This is a genomic window from Xanthomonas sp. 60, from assembly GCF_011761925.1.
In genome coordinates, this window is the sequence record NZ_JAASQW010000003.1 from 545076 (window position 1) to 560332 (window position 15257).

At 69.1% G+C, this 15257-nt stretch carries 13 protein-coding genes; 12 read left to right on the top strand and 1 reads right to left on the bottom strand.

The features are described 5' to 3' along the window. Positions 1 to 87: 87 nt before the first annotated feature. The 6 genes from FHY09_RS09340 to FHY09_RS09365 are packed head-to-tail and all read left to right on the top strand — an operon-like array spanning position 88 to position 6899. On the top strand, positions 88 to 903 hold the full coding sequence (locus FHY09_RS09340; RefSeq protein ID WP_166926416.1) for a polyprenyl synthetase family protein: 816 nt from the start codon (positions 88 to 90) through the stop codon (positions 901 to 903). Continuing rightward, entirely contained in the window at positions 900 to 1997 is a 1098-nt protein-coding gene (gene fni, locus FHY09_RS09345; protein ID WP_456362756.1) for a type 2 isopentenyl-diphosphate Delta-isomerase, read from the top strand. The genes FHY09_RS09340 and fni overlap by 4 nt, the downstream gene beginning before the upstream one ends. Further along, positions 1994 to 3301, top strand: a complete 1308-nt coding sequence (locus FHY09_RS09350) for a glycosyltransferase (RefSeq protein WP_166926418.1) — start codon at positions 1994 to 1996, stop codon at positions 3299 to 3301. Before fni ends, FHY09_RS09350 begins: the two co-directional genes overlap by 4 nt. Next, on the top strand, positions 3301 to 4470 hold the full coding sequence (gene crtY, locus FHY09_RS09355) for a lycopene beta-cyclase CrtY (RefSeq protein ID WP_166926420.1): 1170 nt from the start codon (positions 3301 to 3303) through the stop codon (positions 4468 to 4470). The genes FHY09_RS09350 and crtY overlap by 1 nt, the downstream gene beginning before the upstream one ends. Further along, a complete protein-coding gene (locus FHY09_RS09360; RefSeq protein WP_166926423.1) occupies positions 4471 to 5961 on the top strand; it encodes a phytoene desaturase in 1491 nt (496 codons plus the stop codon). Then, the gene (locus tag FHY09_RS09365) at positions 5958 to 6899 is read left to right on the top strand and encodes a phytoene/squalene synthase family protein (protein WP_166926425.1); all 942 of its coding nucleotides are present in this window, start codon (positions 5958 to 5960) and stop codon (positions 6897 to 6899) included. The genes FHY09_RS09360 and FHY09_RS09365 overlap by 4 nt, the downstream gene beginning before the upstream one ends. A 26-nt stretch (positions 6900 to 6925) precedes the next feature. On the opposite strand, the gene FHY09_RS09370 is transcribed toward FHY09_RS09365, so the two are convergent. Beyond that, entirely contained in the window at positions 6926 to 7438 is a 513-nt protein-coding gene (locus FHY09_RS09370) for a sterol desaturase family protein (RefSeq protein ID WP_166926427.1), read from the bottom strand. A 92-nt stretch (positions 7439 to 7530) separates the two neighbouring features. On the opposite strand from FHY09_RS09370, the gene FHY09_RS09375 reads away from it, so the two are divergent. The 6 genes from FHY09_RS09375 (at position 7531) to FHY09_RS09400 (ending at position 15241) form a co-directional block, all read left to right on the top strand. After that, entirely contained in the window at positions 7531 to 8115 is a 585-nt protein-coding gene (locus FHY09_RS09375; RefSeq protein WP_166926429.1) for a DUF2585 family protein, read from the top strand. A gap of 169 nt (positions 8116 to 8284) precedes the next feature. Beyond that, on the top strand, positions 8285 to 9907 hold the full coding sequence (locus tag FHY09_RS09380; protein WP_166926431.1) for a histidine kinase famiy protein: 1623 nt from the start codon (positions 8285 to 8287) through the stop codon (positions 9905 to 9907). Between the two features lie 168 nt (positions 9908 to 10075). Continuing rightward, the gene (locus tag FHY09_RS09385) at positions 10076 to 11437 is read left to right on the top strand and encodes an alpha/beta hydrolase (protein WP_166926433.1); all 1362 of its coding nucleotides are present in this window, start codon (positions 10076 to 10078) and stop codon (positions 11435 to 11437) included. Continuing rightward, on the top strand, positions 11434 to 12969 hold the full coding sequence (locus FHY09_RS09390; protein ID WP_166926435.1) for a GMC family oxidoreductase: 1536 nt from the start codon (positions 11434 to 11436) through the stop codon (positions 12967 to 12969). The genes FHY09_RS09385 and FHY09_RS09390 overlap by 4 nt, the downstream gene beginning before the upstream one ends. 31 nt (positions 12970 to 13000) lie before the next feature. Then, on the top strand, positions 13001 to 13804 hold the full coding sequence (locus FHY09_RS09395) for an SDR family oxidoreductase (RefSeq protein ID WP_166926437.1): 804 nt from the start codon (positions 13001 to 13003) through the stop codon (positions 13802 to 13804). A gap of 249 nt (positions 13805 to 14053) precedes the next feature. After that, a complete protein-coding gene (locus FHY09_RS09400) occupies positions 14054 to 15241 on the top strand; it encodes a S41 family peptidase (RefSeq protein WP_166926439.1) in 1188 nt (395 codons plus the stop codon). Positions 15242 to 15257 lie beyond the last annotated feature (16 nt).

A 15257-nucleotide genomic window follows, 5' to 3' on the forward strand; every position in this document is an offset into this window, starting at 1 on the left:
GGCAGTGGTGAACCGGGATCGAGCCCACTGCGGCCCGCCAGTACCTGCCCTGCACCTGGAGCCATCGTCGCGCTTGTGCAGGAGCGCTTGGCGGAACTGTTGCCGCGCCCCGCCGATCCGCGTGATGCCATTGCCAGCGCGATGCATGGCCTGGTCCTGGCACCGGCCAAGCGCCTGCGTTCGATCCTGCTGGTGATGTCCGCCTCCGAGCTGGGGCAGGACCATCCGTGCGTCATCGACCTGGCCTGTGCGGTGGAACTGGTGCACGGCGCATCGTTGATCCTCGATGACCTGCCCTGCATGGACGATGCGCAGCTGCGCCGCGGCCAGCCGACCGTGCACCGCGTGCACGGCGAGGACGCGGCCATCCTGGCCTCCATCGCCCTGCTCAGCCGTGCGCTGCAGCTCACGGCGGAAGTCGAAGGTGTCTCGCCGCAGCAACGTGCGGCGCTGGTGGCCGTGCTGGCCACTTCGATCGGCAACCAGGGGCTGGCCTGCGGACAGCTGCGCGATCTGCGCAGCACCCCGGAGCAGTCGCCCGAAGACGTGGCACTGACCAATGAACTGAAGACCGGCGCGCTGTTCGGCGCCGCGATGGAGATGTCGGCCATCGCGGCCGGTGCCGACGAGGTCACCCAGCGCCAGCTGCGCAATGCCGCCCTGCAGCTTGGCCACGCGTTCCAGCTGCTGGATGATCTCAAGGACAACCTGGACAGCGCCATCAGTGGCAAGGATGGCGGGCAGGACGCGGGCAAGGGCACGCTGGTCGAGCTGCTCGGTCCGGCGGAGGTCCGCCAGCGTCTGGCGGGACACGTGGAAGCGGCCTGCGAGCTGCTCGGCAGTGCCTACGGTCCCGACAGCCGGCTGCGCACCTATGTGCTGCATCTGTTCGGTGGGATGTGAGTACGCTGGCTCCGGGCGTGCAGGAAGCGGGCCCGTTGCAGGACGTAGCGGAGATGGTCCGGCGCAAGAATGATCACCTGGACGTGGTGCTGGATCCGGCGCGGGCGGCCACCACCACCACCACCGGGTTCGAGCACTACCGCTTCGAGCATTGCGCATTGCCCGAGCTGTCACTGGATGCCATCGACCTGAGCGCCCGGCTCGTTGGCAGGCGCCTGCGCGCGCCGCTGCTGGTGAGCTCGATGACCGGCGGCGCGCTGCGTGCTTCGCGCATCAACATCCACCTGATGGAAGCGGCGCAGGCGCTGGGCATCGCGCTGGGCGTCGGTTCGCAGCGCGTTGCGCTGGAAGCCGGCGTGGACCATGGCCTGACCCGCGAACTGCGTCGCCATGGTCCTGACGTTGCGTTGCTCGCCAACCTCGGTGCCGCGCAGCTGCGCGGCGATCAGGGCATCGAGGCGGCACTGCGCGCCGTGGACATGATCCAGGCCGACGCACTCATCGTTCACCTCAACCCCCTGCAGGAGGCGGTGCAGGCCGGCGGTGACCGCGACTGGCGGGGGCTGCTCGATGCCATCGCCCGGGTCGCGCGCGCGCTGCCGGTGCCCGTGGTGGCCAAGGAAGTCGGCGCAGGTCTCTCGGCGCGGGTGGCGCGGCAACTGGTGGAGGCCGGCGTGGCGGTGATGGATGTCGCCGGCGCGGGTGGAACCAGCTGGGCGGCGGTGGAGGGTGAGCGTGCCCGTGACCCGCATGACCGCGCCGTGGCACTGGCCTTCAGCGGTTGGGGCATCCCGACGGCGGAGGCTGTCCGCGAGGTGCGGCAGGCCCTTCCCACGATCCCGATCATCGCCTCCGGCGGCATCCGCGATGGCGTGGACGCGGCCAAGGCGATCCGCCTCGGGGCGGACATCGTGGGCCAGGCGGCCTCGGTGCTCACCAGTGCGCTGCATTCCAGCGATGCGGTGGTGGACCACTTCCAGGTGATCATCGAGCAGCTGCGCATCGCGTGCTTCTGCACCGGCAGTGCCGACCTGGCCGCGTTGCGCCAGGCGCCGCTGCGTCTGGCCGCAGTCCCGGGAGAGGTGGGCGGATGAGTGGTCCGGCGGTGCACGCACCACAGCGCCATATCGGGTTCACCGCGCCCGCGTTTCCAAGCCACTGGCGCGCACTGGAGGCGCTGGCACACGTGCTCAGGGCGCGTGGCCATCAGGTCACGTTCTTCCACCAGCCCGATGCCGCCGCGCTGCTGGATGATCCGGCCATCGGCTTCCAGGCCATCGGCATGCGCTCCCACCCCAGCGGATCGTTGCCGGCGGTGCTCCGGCGGGCGGCGTCCCCGGGCTCGCCCCTGGGCCTGCGCCGGGTGATCCAGGACATGGCCGCGGCCACGGACATGCTGTGCCGCGAACTGCCCCAGGCGCTGCGCGATGCCGGCGTGGACCTGCTGGTGTGTGATCAGATGGAGGCGGCCGGTGGGCTCGTTGCGGAGGCGTTGGGAATCCCCTGCGTGTCCGTGGCCTGCGCACTGCCGATCAACCGCGAGCCCGGCATTCCCCTGCCGGTGATGCCGTGGGGCTATGCGGCGACACCGCGCGACCATGAAGTGCAGCGTGCCAGTACGCAGGTCTACGACCACATGATGGGCGCCCACGCGCGTGTCATCCAGGCGCATGCGCAGGCGTTCGGCATCACGCCGCGCGGTGCGCTGCACGAATGCCTCTCGCCCCTCGCGCAGATCAGCCAGACCACCCCGTCATTCGACTTTCCACGCCAGGCGCTGCCTGCGGGTTTCCATGCCGTGGGTCCGCTGCGGCGGGCGCACGTGCAGGTGATGCCTGAGCTGGGCCTGTCAGCGCAGCGGCCGTTCGTGTTCGCTTCGCTGGGCACGCTGCAGGGGCAGCGCCGCGCGCTGCTGGGACGCATCGCACGGGCCTGCCAGCACGCCGAGGTGCAGGTGCTGATCGCCCACTGCGGTGGGCTTACCGATCGTGAAGCCGGCGCCCTGCGCGTGCCGGGCCGGGTCTGGGTCACCGATTTCGCGCCCCAGCAGGCGGTGCTGGCGCGGGCCGACGCGGTGATCTCGCATGCAGGGCTCAACACCGCGCTGGACGCCTGTGCCGCGGGCAAGCCGGTGCTGGCGCTGCCCATCGCCTTCGACCAGCCCGGCGTGGCGGCGCGCCTGGTACATGCCGGCGCCGGCCTCAAGGCCTCGCCGCGCTGGGCATCCTCGCGCACCCTGGGCACGCTGCTGCGCAGGCTGCTCGATGAGCCGGCGTTCGCGGCCAATGCACGCCGGCTCGGCGCCGAGATCGCCGCGGCCGGCGGTGCCGAGCGAGCGGCCGACATCATCGAACAGGTCGCCGTCCACGGCGTACCCCAGCACGCACACGCGGCCTGATGCGCGCGCCGTACGACCTGATCCTGGTGGGCGCGGGCCTGGCCAACGGGCTGATCGCCCTGCGCTTGAAGCAGGTGCGTCCGGAGCTGCGCGTGCTGCTGCTGGAGCGTGGCGACGTGCCCGGTGGCAACCACACCTGGTCCTTCCACCACAGTGACCTGACACCGCAGCAGCGCGCGTTCATCGCGCCGCTGGTCTCGCATCGGTGGGAGGGCTATACGGTCCGGTTCCCGCGCTACCAGCGGACCCTGCGCGGCGGCTACGCGAGCGTTCTTTCCGAAGTGTTCGCCTCCCGGCTGCAGGCCGCGCTCGGCGACGACCTGGTGTGCAGCACGGACGTTCGCAGCGTCGCGCCGACGTCGGTGATGCTGGCCGACGGGCGCCGGCTCGATGCCATGGCGGTGATCGACGGCCGCGGTGAACGCCCGGGCCCGCACCTCACCCTCGGTTACCAGAGCTTCCTCGGCCAGGTGCTGCGCACCCGGACGCCGCACGGACTCACCCGACCGGTGATCATGGACGCCGACGTGGCGCAGGGCGAGGGCTACCGCTTCGTCTACGTGCTGCCCTTCGCCGGGGACGTACTGCTGGTGGAGGACACGCACTACGTGGACGGCGCCGGCGTCGACCTGCCGCGCTTGCGAACGCACATCGCAGCATACCTGCAGGCCCACGGCTGGCAGGACGCGCAGCTGCTGCGCGAGGAGCATGGCGTCCTGCCGATCACATTGGCCGGTGACCCGGACGCGTTCTGGCGGGAGCGCGCCGGGCAGCCGTGCAGCGGCCTGCGCGCAGGCCTGTTCCATCCCACCACGGGGTTTTCATTGCCCGAGGCGGTACGGCTGGCCGATCTGGTGGCGGGCCAGCAACGCCTGGACGCTCCCGCATTGTCCAGCGCCATCCAGGCGCACGCGCGCGCCTGCTGGCGTCGTCACGGGTTCTTCCGCGGTCTGAACCGCATGCTGTTCCTGGCCGGCAGGCCCCAGGACCGCTGGCAGGTGATGCAGCGTTTCTACGGCCTGCCGGAGCCGCTGATCGAGCGGTTCTACGCCGGCCACCCGACCCTGCGCGACAAGCTGCGCATCCTGTCCGGCAAGCCGCCGGTCCCCGTTTCCGAAGCCTGCAGCGCCTTGCTGGCTTCTCACGCCTCACTGCAAAGGAAGCCCTGAATGAGTTCCCCCAAGCGCGCCGTCGTCATCGGTGCCGGCTTCGGCGGCCTGGCACTGGCCATCCGCCTGCAGGCCGCCGGCTGCCAGACCACGCTGCTCGAACGCCGCGACAAACCCGGCGGCCGTGCCTACGTATATGAAGACGAGGGCTTCATCTTCGATGGCGGCCCGACCGTCATCACCGATCCGTCCGCACTGGAGGAGCTGTTCACGCTCGCCGGTCGCCGCATGTCCGACTACGTGGAACTGTTGCCGGTCGATCCGTTCTACCGGCTTGGCTGGGAAGACGGTACGCAGTTCGACTATGTCAACGACCAGGACGCGCTCGAACGCCAGATCCGCGCGCTCAATCCGGACGACGTGGAAGGCTATCGCGGCTTCCTGGCGTACTCGCGCAAGGTGTTCGAGGCCGGCTACCTCAAGCTCGGCGCGGTGCCGTTCCTCTCCTTCCGCGACATGCTTGCGGCAGCACCGGAACTGGCGCGCCTGCAGGCCTGGCGCAGCGTCTACAGCATGGTCTCGCATTACATCAAGGACGATCATCTGCGGCAGGCGTTCTCGTTCCACTCGCTGCTCGTGGGGGGCAACCCGTTCGCCACGTCTTCGATCTATACCCTGATCCATGCCCTCGAACGCGAGTGGGGCGTGTGGTTCCCGCGCGGCGGCACCGGTGCGCTGATCCGCGCCATGGTGCAGCTGTTCACCGATCTCGGCGGGCGCATGGAAGTCAATGCTGATGTGGCGCGCATCGAGGTCGACGCCGGCCGTGCCACCGGCGTGACGCTGCAGGGCGGCGAGCACATCGCACTGGACATGCTGGCCTCCAATGCCGATGTGGTGCACACCTATTCCAGGTTGCTGGGCCATCACCCGCGCGGCGTTTCCGAAGGCCGCAGGCTGGCGGGAAAACGTTCGAGCATGTCGCTGTTCGTCCTGTATTTCGGGCTGCGCCGCGTGCACCAGGATCTGCGCCACCACACGGTCTGCTTCGGCAACCGCTACCAGGGGCTGATCGAAGAGATCTTCAACGGCGACACGCTGGCCGAGGACTTCTCGCTCTACCTGCACAACCCGTGCGTGACCGATCCTTCGCTCGCGCCGGAGGGCTGCAGCAGCCTGTACGTGCTGGCACCGGTGCCGCACCTGGGCAACGCGGACATCGACTGGGACGTGGAAGGCCCGCGCTACCGCGACCGCATCTTCGATTATCTGGAAAAGCACTACATCCCGGGCCTGCGCGAGGATCTGGTGACCAGTCGCTACATCACCCCCTTCGACTTCCGCGATACGCTCAATGCGCACCAGGGTTCAGCGTTCTCGCTCGAGCCGGTGCTGACCCAGAGCGCCTGGTTCCGTCCGCACAACCGCGACAGCGTACTGCCCAACCTCTACCTCGTTGGCGCAGGCACGCATCCCGGCGCGGGCGTGCCCGGCGTGGTGGCCTCGGCCAAGGCCACCGCCGGGCTGATGCTGGAGACGCTGGAACGATGAGCGATACGCTCCAGGCCCATGCCCGGCAGACCATCGCGCGCGGCTCGAAGAGCTTTGCCGCGGCCTCGCGCGTGTTCGACGCGCGCACCCGCCGCGGTGCGACGCTGCTGTACCTGTGGTGCCGCCACTGCGATGACGTGGTGGACGGGCAGACGCTCGGCCATGACCAGGATGCTGCACGGCGTGGCGACGGCCAGCAGGCGCTGCGGCGACTGCGTGCCTATACCGCGCAGGCCTGCAGTGGGGCCGACATCGACGAGCTTCCCTTCGCTGCCCTGCAGGAGGTGGTGCGCGAGTTCCAGATTCCGGCGCGCTACCCTTCCGAGCATCTGGACGGGTTCGCGATGGACGTGCAGGAACAGCGCTACGCCACGCTGCAGGACACCCTGCGCTACTGCTATCACGTGGCCGGCGTGGTCGGCATCATGATGTCGCACGTGATGGGGGCGAAGGATCCGGTGGTGCTCGACCGCGCCTGTGATCTGGGGCTGGCCTTCCAGCTGACCAACATCGCGCGTGATCTGGTGGAGGATGCCGCGGCGGGCCGCTGCTACGTGCCGCAGCAATGGCTGGACGAACTCGGTCTGGAGCGCGCGACACTCGGTGATCCGGCCAACCGCGAGGGGCTGGCGGTGATCGCCGCGCGCCTGGTGGAGACAGCCGAGGCCTACTACGCCTCCGCCCGCCTGGGCATCGCCGCGCTGCCACCGCGCTCAGCCTGGGCGGTGGCCACGGCCCACGACGTCTACCGCGAGATCGGCCTGCAGGTCAGGGCACTCGGACCGCGCGCGTGGGACCAGCGCGTGTCCACCTCGACACTGCAGAAACTGCGCATGCTGGGCACCGGCGGGGCGCTGGCCTACCGCGCACGCCGTGCGCCGGACGTCCCCCGCTCACGCTCGGCCGAGCTGTGGCAGCGGACCTCCCGGGCCGACTGATGGGGACGGCGCCGGGACAGCGCGGGTCAGTCGGCGCGGTCGTCCGCGTCCGCCGCCGCGCGCCGCACCGGACCACCGTGCAGGCGGCGCAGTTCGGCCTTCAGGGTCTCCATCTTCGGTGCCCACAGGAAGCCGAAGGACACGCAACCATGCCGCCCTTCCACCGCATGGTGCATGCGATGGGCCTGGTACAGCCGCTTCAGGTAACCGCTGCGCGGGGCATGGCGGAACAGCCAGCGACGGTGCACCAGGCCATCGTGGGCGACGAAGTACAGCAGGCCGTAGGCCGTCATTCCGGCACCGATCCACTCCAGCGGATGCCAGCCCTGGGAGCCCAGGTAGATCAGGGCGATGGCGATGCCTGCGAAGAACACCGCGTACAGGTCGTTGCGCTCGAAGGTTCCGTGGCGCGGCTCGTGGTGCGAACGATGCCAACCCCAGCCCCAGCCGTGCATGATGTAGCGATGCACGAGCGCGGCCACGCCTTCCATCGCAGCGAGGGTGGCCAGGAAAACAAGCGTGTTGATGGGCAGGCTCACGGGCGCGCAGGACAAGGGCGGGAAGGGGCCAAGCGTAGCAGCCGCGCGCAGGCCCCGGGTGACGGTCGGCCACGCCACGCACGGCGTGCCCCATGAGCGGCGTGCCCGACCTCGGCCGCCCGGCCTACGGCTGGCCCAACAGCGCCGTGGAATGGACCTTCCAGCGGCGGCGGCGCAGCGCAGTGGCGCTGGTGGCCGTGCACGTGGTCTGGCTGGTCTGGATGCAACGCCCGCTGCTGTGCAGCGGGGGCGATACGTTCCTGTGGCCACCCCTGGGCACCCCGCACAATTCACAGCACATCGCCGACTGGTACTCGCTGCTGCACCTGGGCTTCGGCATGACGGTGGCCATGGTGCTGGCGTGGATGCGCCCGCAGTGGCGCCTGCGCGACCGGGCGCTGGTGGCGTTGATCAGCAGCACGGTCTGGGAAATGGTGGAGAACACGCAGGCGCTCATCGCGCTGCTCTCCAACGCGGGCAGCGTTGCACCGGACTACTTTGGCGACAGCATCGTCAATTCGCTGGCCGACAGCCTGTTCACGCTGTGCGGCTTCTGGGCGGCCAGCCGCCTCGGCTGGCGCAGCACGCTGGTGCTGGTGGCGCTGCTGGAACTGGCCGTCTCGCTGGCCATCAAGGATGGCTGGCTGCTGACACTCGTGCGCCTGCTGATGCCCTAGCGGTGCCTGCGCCCCCATACCTGCTCCGGTCGCCGCGCGCGTAGACATTCCCGCGTCGCCTGTCGTGCTGTGATGCGTTGGTATCATCCACACCCCTGTTCGGACCGCCGCTGGGATGCCGCGCCGGTCCGCCCCTACGCAATGCTTCCGGCCCCGTGCAAGGACCTCCATGTCGAATGATCAGTTCAAGGGTTTCCCGTCGCCGGCCGTGCGCAGTACGGCCACCACAGGCGTCGGTGACAAGCGGTCGGATATTTTCTTCAGCGCGGTGGAAACCACGCGCATGCCGATGATCATCACCGATCCGCACCAGCCGGATAACCCCATCATCTTCGCCAACCGCGCGTTCGTCGAGATGACCGGTTATGCCCTGGACGAACTGATCGGCCGCAACTGCCGTTTCCTGCAGGGTCCGGAGACCAACCAGGATTCGATCTCGGAAGTGCGTGCCGGCATCCGCGAAACGCGCGAAGTCGCCACGGAGGTGCTCAACTACCGCAAGGACGGCTCGACCTTCTGGAACGCCCTGTTTGTTTCGCCGGTCTTCGACGATGACGGCAGGCTGGTGTATTTCTTCGGTTCCCAGCTGGACGTTTCACGCCGCCGCGATGCCGAGGATTCGCTGCGGCAGGCGCAGAAGATGGAGGCGCTGGGGCAGCTCACCGGCGGTATCGCCCACGATTTCAACAACCTCCTGCAGGTGATGTCCGGCTACCTGGAGATGATCACCGGCTCGTCTGAAAGCGATCTCCCCAGCGGCTCGATGGTGCGGCGCGCGGCCACGCAGGCGCAGGCGGCGGCGACCCGTGCGGCGACCCTGACGCAGCAGCTGCTGGCCTTCTCGCGACGGCAGAAGCTCGAAGGGCGTACGGTCAACGCCAATGCGCTGGTGAGTTCGATGGCCGAACTGGCCGCGCAGCGCCTGGGGGGTGAGGTGGAACTGAAGACCGACCTGGCGCAGGGCCTGTGGAACTGCCGCCTGGACCCCACCCAGGCCGAGGTCGCGCTCCTGAACCTGCTCATCAATGCACGCGATGCCATGCAGGATCGCGCGCCGCGGGTAGTGACGCTGAGCACCCGCAACGTCATGGTGAGCGCTGATGAGGCCGGCTCGTTCGACCAGCTCCCCGCCGGACGGTTCGTGTGCGTGTCGGTGGCCGACAACGGCAGCGGCATCGCGCCCGAAGCGCTTGGCCGGGTGATGGACCCGTTTTTCACCACCAAGGACGAAGGGCGCGGCACCGGCCTGGGACTGTCCATGGTGTACGGCTTCGTCAAACAGTCCGGCGGTACCGTGCGCATCGCCTCGGAGGTGGGCGTGGGCACCACCGTCAGCCTGTACTTCGTGGCGACCGAGGACGCCGTCGGCCGGGACGCGGCGCCGTCGAACATGGCCATGGATCGGGGGGGCTCCGAGCGGATCCTCATCGTCGAGGACCGGGAGGACGTGGCCGCGCTGGCTGAGATGCTGCTTCAGGCCGGCGGCTACGCCACCGCCATCGCCGGCAGTGGCCGGGAGGCGCTGGCCCTGCTGGACAAGGGAGAAACCTTCGATCTGCTGTTCAGTGACCTCATCATGCCCGGCGGCATGAACGGGGTGGTGCTCGCGCGGGAAGTCCGCCGGCGCATGCCGCAGATCAAAGTGCTGCTCACCACCGGCTACGCCGAAGCCGGCCTGGAACGTACCGATGCCGGTGGCAGCGAGTTTGAAGTGGTGAACAAGCCTTACACCAGACAGCAGCTGCTCAGGAAAGTGCGCCTGGTGCTGGAAGGGCCTACCGGCGTCGGCTGAGGGCACTGAGGGCACGCCCCGCAAGGGCTCGTGGTGGCCTTGGCGCCCTGCGTGGGGCGTCCTGGCACAGCCCGGTTCGCGCCTTCGTGCCAGCTTCTTCACGAAAGCGTCCACGCGGTCTGGACGTGGCCCTCGCTCATGCTGCGCGCCTGATCTTCCGAGGCCCGCATGCAGCGTCCAGTTCTCTTCCTCCTCCATTCCCTCGGTGCCAGCCGCACCGAGTGGGCGCGCGTCACCGCATTGCTCGACGACCACTACACGTGCGTGGCCCTCGACATGCCCGGCTTCGGTGGCACCCTTGCCGGCGATGTGCTGGGCACCGCGGCCCTTTCCGAGTGGTTTGCCAACGAGGTCGCGCGCCGTGCTCCCCCGTGCTGGTACGCCATCGGCCACAGCATGGGGGGAAAGATCGCCACGCAGGTGGCCGCATACGCGCGTGATGGCAGGCAGGGGTTGGCAGGCCTTGCAGGGGTGATCCTGGTCGCGGCGTCACCGCCGTCGCCCGAGCCCATGGACGCCAGGCGCCGGGCGCAGATGCTGGCATGGGCGCAACAAGGTGGACTTTCGCGCGAGCACGCGCACACCTTCGTGGCTGACAACACGGCCCAACCACTGCCCGAGCCTGTGTTGACGCAGGCGGTGGAGGACGTGATGCGCTGTGATCCGATCGCCTGGACGCACTGGCTGCGCCACGGCAGCCGCGAGGATGTGAGTGCCGCAGTGGGGCTGCTGCGGGTGCCGGCGTTGATCCTTGCAGGGGCCGCCGATGGCGACCTCGGTGAGCCCAACCAGCGTGCGTTGAACGCTCCGCACTATGACCGCGCCGACGTGGCGGTGATCGAAGCCGCCGCCCATCTCATCCCCTGCGAGCAGCCCCATGTGCTGGCGCAGCACATCAACCGCTTCGTCGAGGCGACCCGGACACAGCAACTGCCCGCGTCTTTCGTCGACCTGCTCAATGCACCCCGCGTCGTGCCGAGGATGCGCAGCCGCTTGCTGGAGCGGCATGCCGGTCCGGCGGCCTCGGCACCGGGCGTGCTGAATGCACGCGCGCTGCAGGTGCTGGCGGCGGTGGTGGACCGGGTGCTGGACACGGCAGGTGCCGAGCCGTCCATCGCCCGTCGCATCGATGTCTCGCTCGCGCAGGGCCCCGGCGATGGCTGGCGCTTTGCGGACCTGCCCCCGGATGCCATGGCGTGGGCGCAGGGACTGGACACGCTGGACAGACTTGCCGGAGGCTTCGTCGAGCAGGGCCCCGGCGTGCAGGAGGCCTGGCTGCAGCGCATCGCCGCCGGCGAGCCTGCCGGTGATGCGTCCACCGTACTGTCGCCGGCCGCGCTGGCGCGCTGGTTCGAAGACGCGCGCGCAGAGATCGCACGGGTGTGGATGAGCCTACCGACCACCTTCGCGGCGATCGGGTACGACGGCTTCGCGGTAGGCGGGGCGGGCGCCGAAAGCCCGGGCTACGACAGCACCACGGCCGATCGCCATGATCCCTGGCAACTGCCTGTGACGGAGTCGCGCCGATGAGCGCGGTGCCGTTGCAGACCGTGGACGCGGTGATCGTGGGCAGCGGTGCCGGTGGCGGGCCGCTGGCCGCACGCCTGGCACAGGCAGGTCTGAGTGTGGTGGTGCTGGAGGCCGGCAATGCGTTCTCGCCCGATGACCACCTCGCCGACGAACTCACCACTGATATCTACTGGATGGAAGAACGGCTCAGCGGCGGCGCCACCCCCACGGCCTTCGGTGCCAACAATTCGGGCACCGGGCTGGGTGGGTCAACGCTGCATTGGGGCGCCTTCTGTCCCCGTCCGGATCCACGCGACTTCCAGTTGCACACGCTGACCGGGCAGGGCAATGACTGGCCCATCGGCCACGCAGAGCTGGTCGCTTACCTGCAGGAGGTGGAGCGCTTCATCGGCGTGTCCGGACCGGCTCATTACCCGTGGGATCCGCAGCGACGCTACGACTATCAACCGGCACGCCGCAACGCACCGGCCGAGGCCATGCACCGGGGCTGCGCCATGGTAGGGCTGACCAGCACCGATGCCCCCGCCGCGCTGGTGACGCGTGACAGGGCGCAACCGCACTGGGGCACGCGGCGGGCCTGCAACAACTGTGGTGCCTGCCACCAGGGCTGTGCCAACGGGGCCAAGGTCGGCACGGCGACCACGTGGTTGCCGCACGCTCGCGCGCACGGTGCGGTGTTCCAGTGCCGCAGCCGCGTGGTGGATATCGAGCGCGATGCCCGCGGGCATGTAACCGGCGTTGTCTACCAGCAGGACGGCGAGCGCCTGCGGCAACCGTGTGCGGCGGTGTTCCTGTGTGCCGGCGGCGTGGAAACCCCGCGCCTGCTGCTCAACCTCGACCTTGCCAATGCGAACGGACAGGTCGGCCGGAGCTTCATGGCCCACGTGGCAACACAGGTCTGGGGCGAGTTCGAGGCCGACATGTGCATGAACCGGGGCTACCCGTCTTCGGCGATCTGCGAAGACATGGTGCGTGCAGGCGATGCGGACTTCGTCGGCGGCTACCTCATCCAGAGCCTGGGCGTGCAGCCGGTGACACTCGCCAACACCCTCGCGCGCGGCGCGCAACGTTGGGGTGCGCCGCTGGTGTCCGTGCTCTCGCGCTATCGCCACCTGGCTGGGATCGGCATCAATGGCGAGTGCCTGCCGCAGCCCGCGAACCGTCTCTACCTGGCCGACGAACGCGATCGGTTCGGCCACCGCAAGGCCCGCATCGATTTCAGCTACGGACCCAACGAGCAGGCGCTGGATGCCCATGCGCGGCGCACGCTGGAAGCCATCTGCACGGCGGCAGGCGGCGCGAACGTGTTCGCTGCTGCGCGCTCGGCGCACACGCTCGGCACCTGCCGGATGGGTACCCACCCGGAGCAGGCGGTCGTCGATGCCGATGGGCGCAGCTTCGAGGTGCCCAACCTGTACATCTGTGACAACTCGACGTTCCCCAGTGCCCTGGCTGCCAATCCGGCATTGACCCAGATGGCGCTCGGCCTGCGCACGGCAGACCGGTTCCTGGCGGCGCGTCGCGAACTTTGAACGTATTCCCTCACTTCAACAGGAGACTGGCATGGATCTGGGTATCGAAGGACGCATTGCACTGGTCAGCGGCGGAGACTCGGGCATGGGCAAGGAGACCGCGCGGCAACTGCTCGGTGCAGGTGTGCGCGTTGCCATCACCGACAAGGCCGACGGCACGCTGGATGAAGCCCTCGCCGAGCTGCAGCCGCTGGGTGAAGTGATCGCCGTGGCCGGCGATGTCACCCGCGCGGAGGATGTCGCGCGGATCTGGCGCACGGTCCGCGAGGCGTTGGGCGAGCCGGATATCTACGTCAATGCGGCGGGCGTGACCGGGGCGACCGGCGACTTCCTGGAGGTCAGCGATGAAGGCTGGCTCGAGACGCTCGACATCAACCTGATGGGTGCGGTGCGCATGTGCCGGCAAGCCGTGCCGGCCATGCGCGCGCGCGGTTGGGGCCGCATCGTGCTGTTCGCTTCCGAGGATGCCGTGCAGCCCTATACCGACGAGCTGGCCTACTGTGCGTCCAAGGCCGGCATCCTGACGTTGGCCAAGGGCCTGTCCAAGGCCTATGGCGCTGACAACGTGCTGACCAACACCGTCTCTCCCGCCTTCATCCATACCCCGATGACGGACGCGATGATGGAAAAACGCGCACGCGAAAAGGACATGTCGTTCGACCAGGCCGTGGCGACCTTCCTGGACGAAGAGCGGCCGGGCATGGTGCTCAAGCGCCGTGGACGGCCCGAGGAAGTGGCCGCAGCGGTGCTGTTCCTGTGCTCGGAACGTGCCAGCTTCATCAACGGTGCGGGCCTGCGCGTGGATTCGGGCTCGGTGTTCACCATCGCCGGGTAATAGACTGCACGCCTCGACGCAGCGTATTCCGCAGGGAACGGGCAGGACATGGAGGCAGGCCGGCAAGGAGGCATCTCATCACAGCGGGGGTGGTGGGCAGCGGGCTTCGTCGCTGCCTTCCTGCTGGTCACTGCCGCCGCGCATATCGCGGAACTGATACCCAGGCCCTGGCGCGAAGGTCCGCAGATGAAGGTGGGCCGCTGCTTGCAGAGCTCCGTTGGTGGATCACCCCAGCACGCGCATGGGGCGATGATTGAATTCGTCGCGGGAGACACGCCCTGCAGCGTCGGCTATGCGATGCAGCGCAGTCGTGGCCGCGCCGAGCGCCTGGAACTGCAGGCGGATCAGCTGGCGCTGGCGGAAGCGAGCACGCTGCAGGTCGCGCTCGCGACCTGGGATGGATGGCGCCGGGTGGATCGCACACAGCAACGGATCACTGCGGCGCAGCGCCCTGCCCGGATCGCACTTTCCGTCGACGTGGCGCCGCGTGCGCGGCTGGTCGAAATTACCCTGCGCCTGCCGGCGCATGGCCGGGTTTCGATCCAAGGGCTGCGTCTGGTGAAAGGTGCGAACGCCCCCACGGGCATGGCGCTCTATGACGAAGCGTTCGACCTGATCCAGCGTCGGGCGCTCAATGCCGATCGCCTGCCCGGGGATGCACGGGAGCGCTGGCGTCCGGCAGCCGGCGCCAGCAGTGGCGAGGCGCGCCGGGCCATCCGCAAGGTGCTGCAACAGCTGGGCGATGGCCACAGCTTCCTGCTGCGCCCCGAGCTCGCGGCGGCGGTGCCCGACCGGGCCCGCGCAGGCTACACGGCGGCGACGTGGACCCTGCTGCCGGGGCAGGTCGGCCACCTCCAGGTGCCGGGTTTCACCGGTGGTGACCGTGCGCTGCGTGAGCGTTACGCAGGATCCATCCTCTCCGCCCTGGCGGCGGGCACCCGCGCCGGTGCGAAGGCGTGGATCGTCGATCTGCGCCGCAATGGCGGCGGCAACATGTGGCCCATGCTGGAAGGACTGGAGCCACTGCTCCGCGGCCAGCCGGTGGGCGCATTCGAGGACCGCGACCAGCATCGCCGCCCCTGGCGGATCGATGTGCTGCCCGAGGCGCGGCACCTGCCTGACCTGGGTGCGGTCCCGGTCGCGGTGCTGACCTCGCAACGTACGGCAAGTTCCGGCGAAGCCGTGGCGGTGGCGTTCCGGGGCCGGCCCCGCACGCGCAGCTTCGGCCGGCCCACGTCAGGCCATTCCACCGGCAACAGCACGCTCGCATTGCACGATGGAACCGAACTGATGCTGACCACCATGCGGTTCGTGGATCGCAGCGGGCAGGCGTACGGGGCCGCTGTCGAACCGGACGTGACCATCAGCCGGCTTCGCGACGATGCGCACGGCCGCGAAACCGCGCGTCGATGGCTGCTCACCCAGCATGCGCGGTGAGCCCGGCGGGGGGCGG

Bases quoted from the DNA above. Each gene is read 5' to 3' on its own strand.
- crtY (WP_166926420.1), top strand. From the start codon at position 3,301: ATGCGCGCGCCGTACGACCTGATCCTGGTGGGCGCGGGCCTGGCCAAC.
- FHY09_RS09390 (WP_166926435.1), top strand. From the start codon at position 11,434: ATGAGCGCGGTGCCGTTGCAGACCGTGGACGCGGTGATCGTGGGCAGC.
- FHY09_RS09400 (WP_166926439.1), top strand. From the start codon at position 14,054: ATGATTGAATTCGTCGCGGGAGACACGCCCTGCAGCGTCGGCTATGCG.
- FHY09_RS09360 (WP_166926423.1), top strand. From the start codon at position 4,471: ATGAGTTCCCCCAAGCGCGCCGTCGTCATCGGTGCCGGCTTCGGCGGC.
- FHY09_RS09395 (WP_166926437.1), top strand. From the start codon at position 13,001: ATGGATCTGGGTATCGAAGGACGCATTGCACTGGTCAGCGGCGGAGAC.
- FHY09_RS09365 (WP_166926425.1), top strand. From the start codon at position 5,958: ATGAGCGATACGCTCCAGGCCCATGCCCGGCAGACCATCGCGCGCGGC.
- FHY09_RS09385 (WP_166926433.1), top strand. From the start codon at position 10,076: ATGCAGCGTCCAGTTCTCTTCCTCCTCCATTCCCTCGGTGCCAGCCGC.
- FHY09_RS09380 (WP_166926431.1), top strand. From the start codon at position 8,285: ATGTCGAATGATCAGTTCAAGGGTTTCCCGTCGCCGGCCGTGCGCAGT.
- FHY09_RS09375 (WP_166926429.1), top strand. From the start codon at position 7,531: ATGAGCGGCGTGCCCGACCTCGGCCGCCCGGCCTACGGCTGGCCCAAC.
- FHY09_RS09350 (WP_166926418.1), top strand. From the start codon at position 1,994: ATGAGTGGTCCGGCGGTGCACGCACCACAGCGCCATATCGGGTTCACC.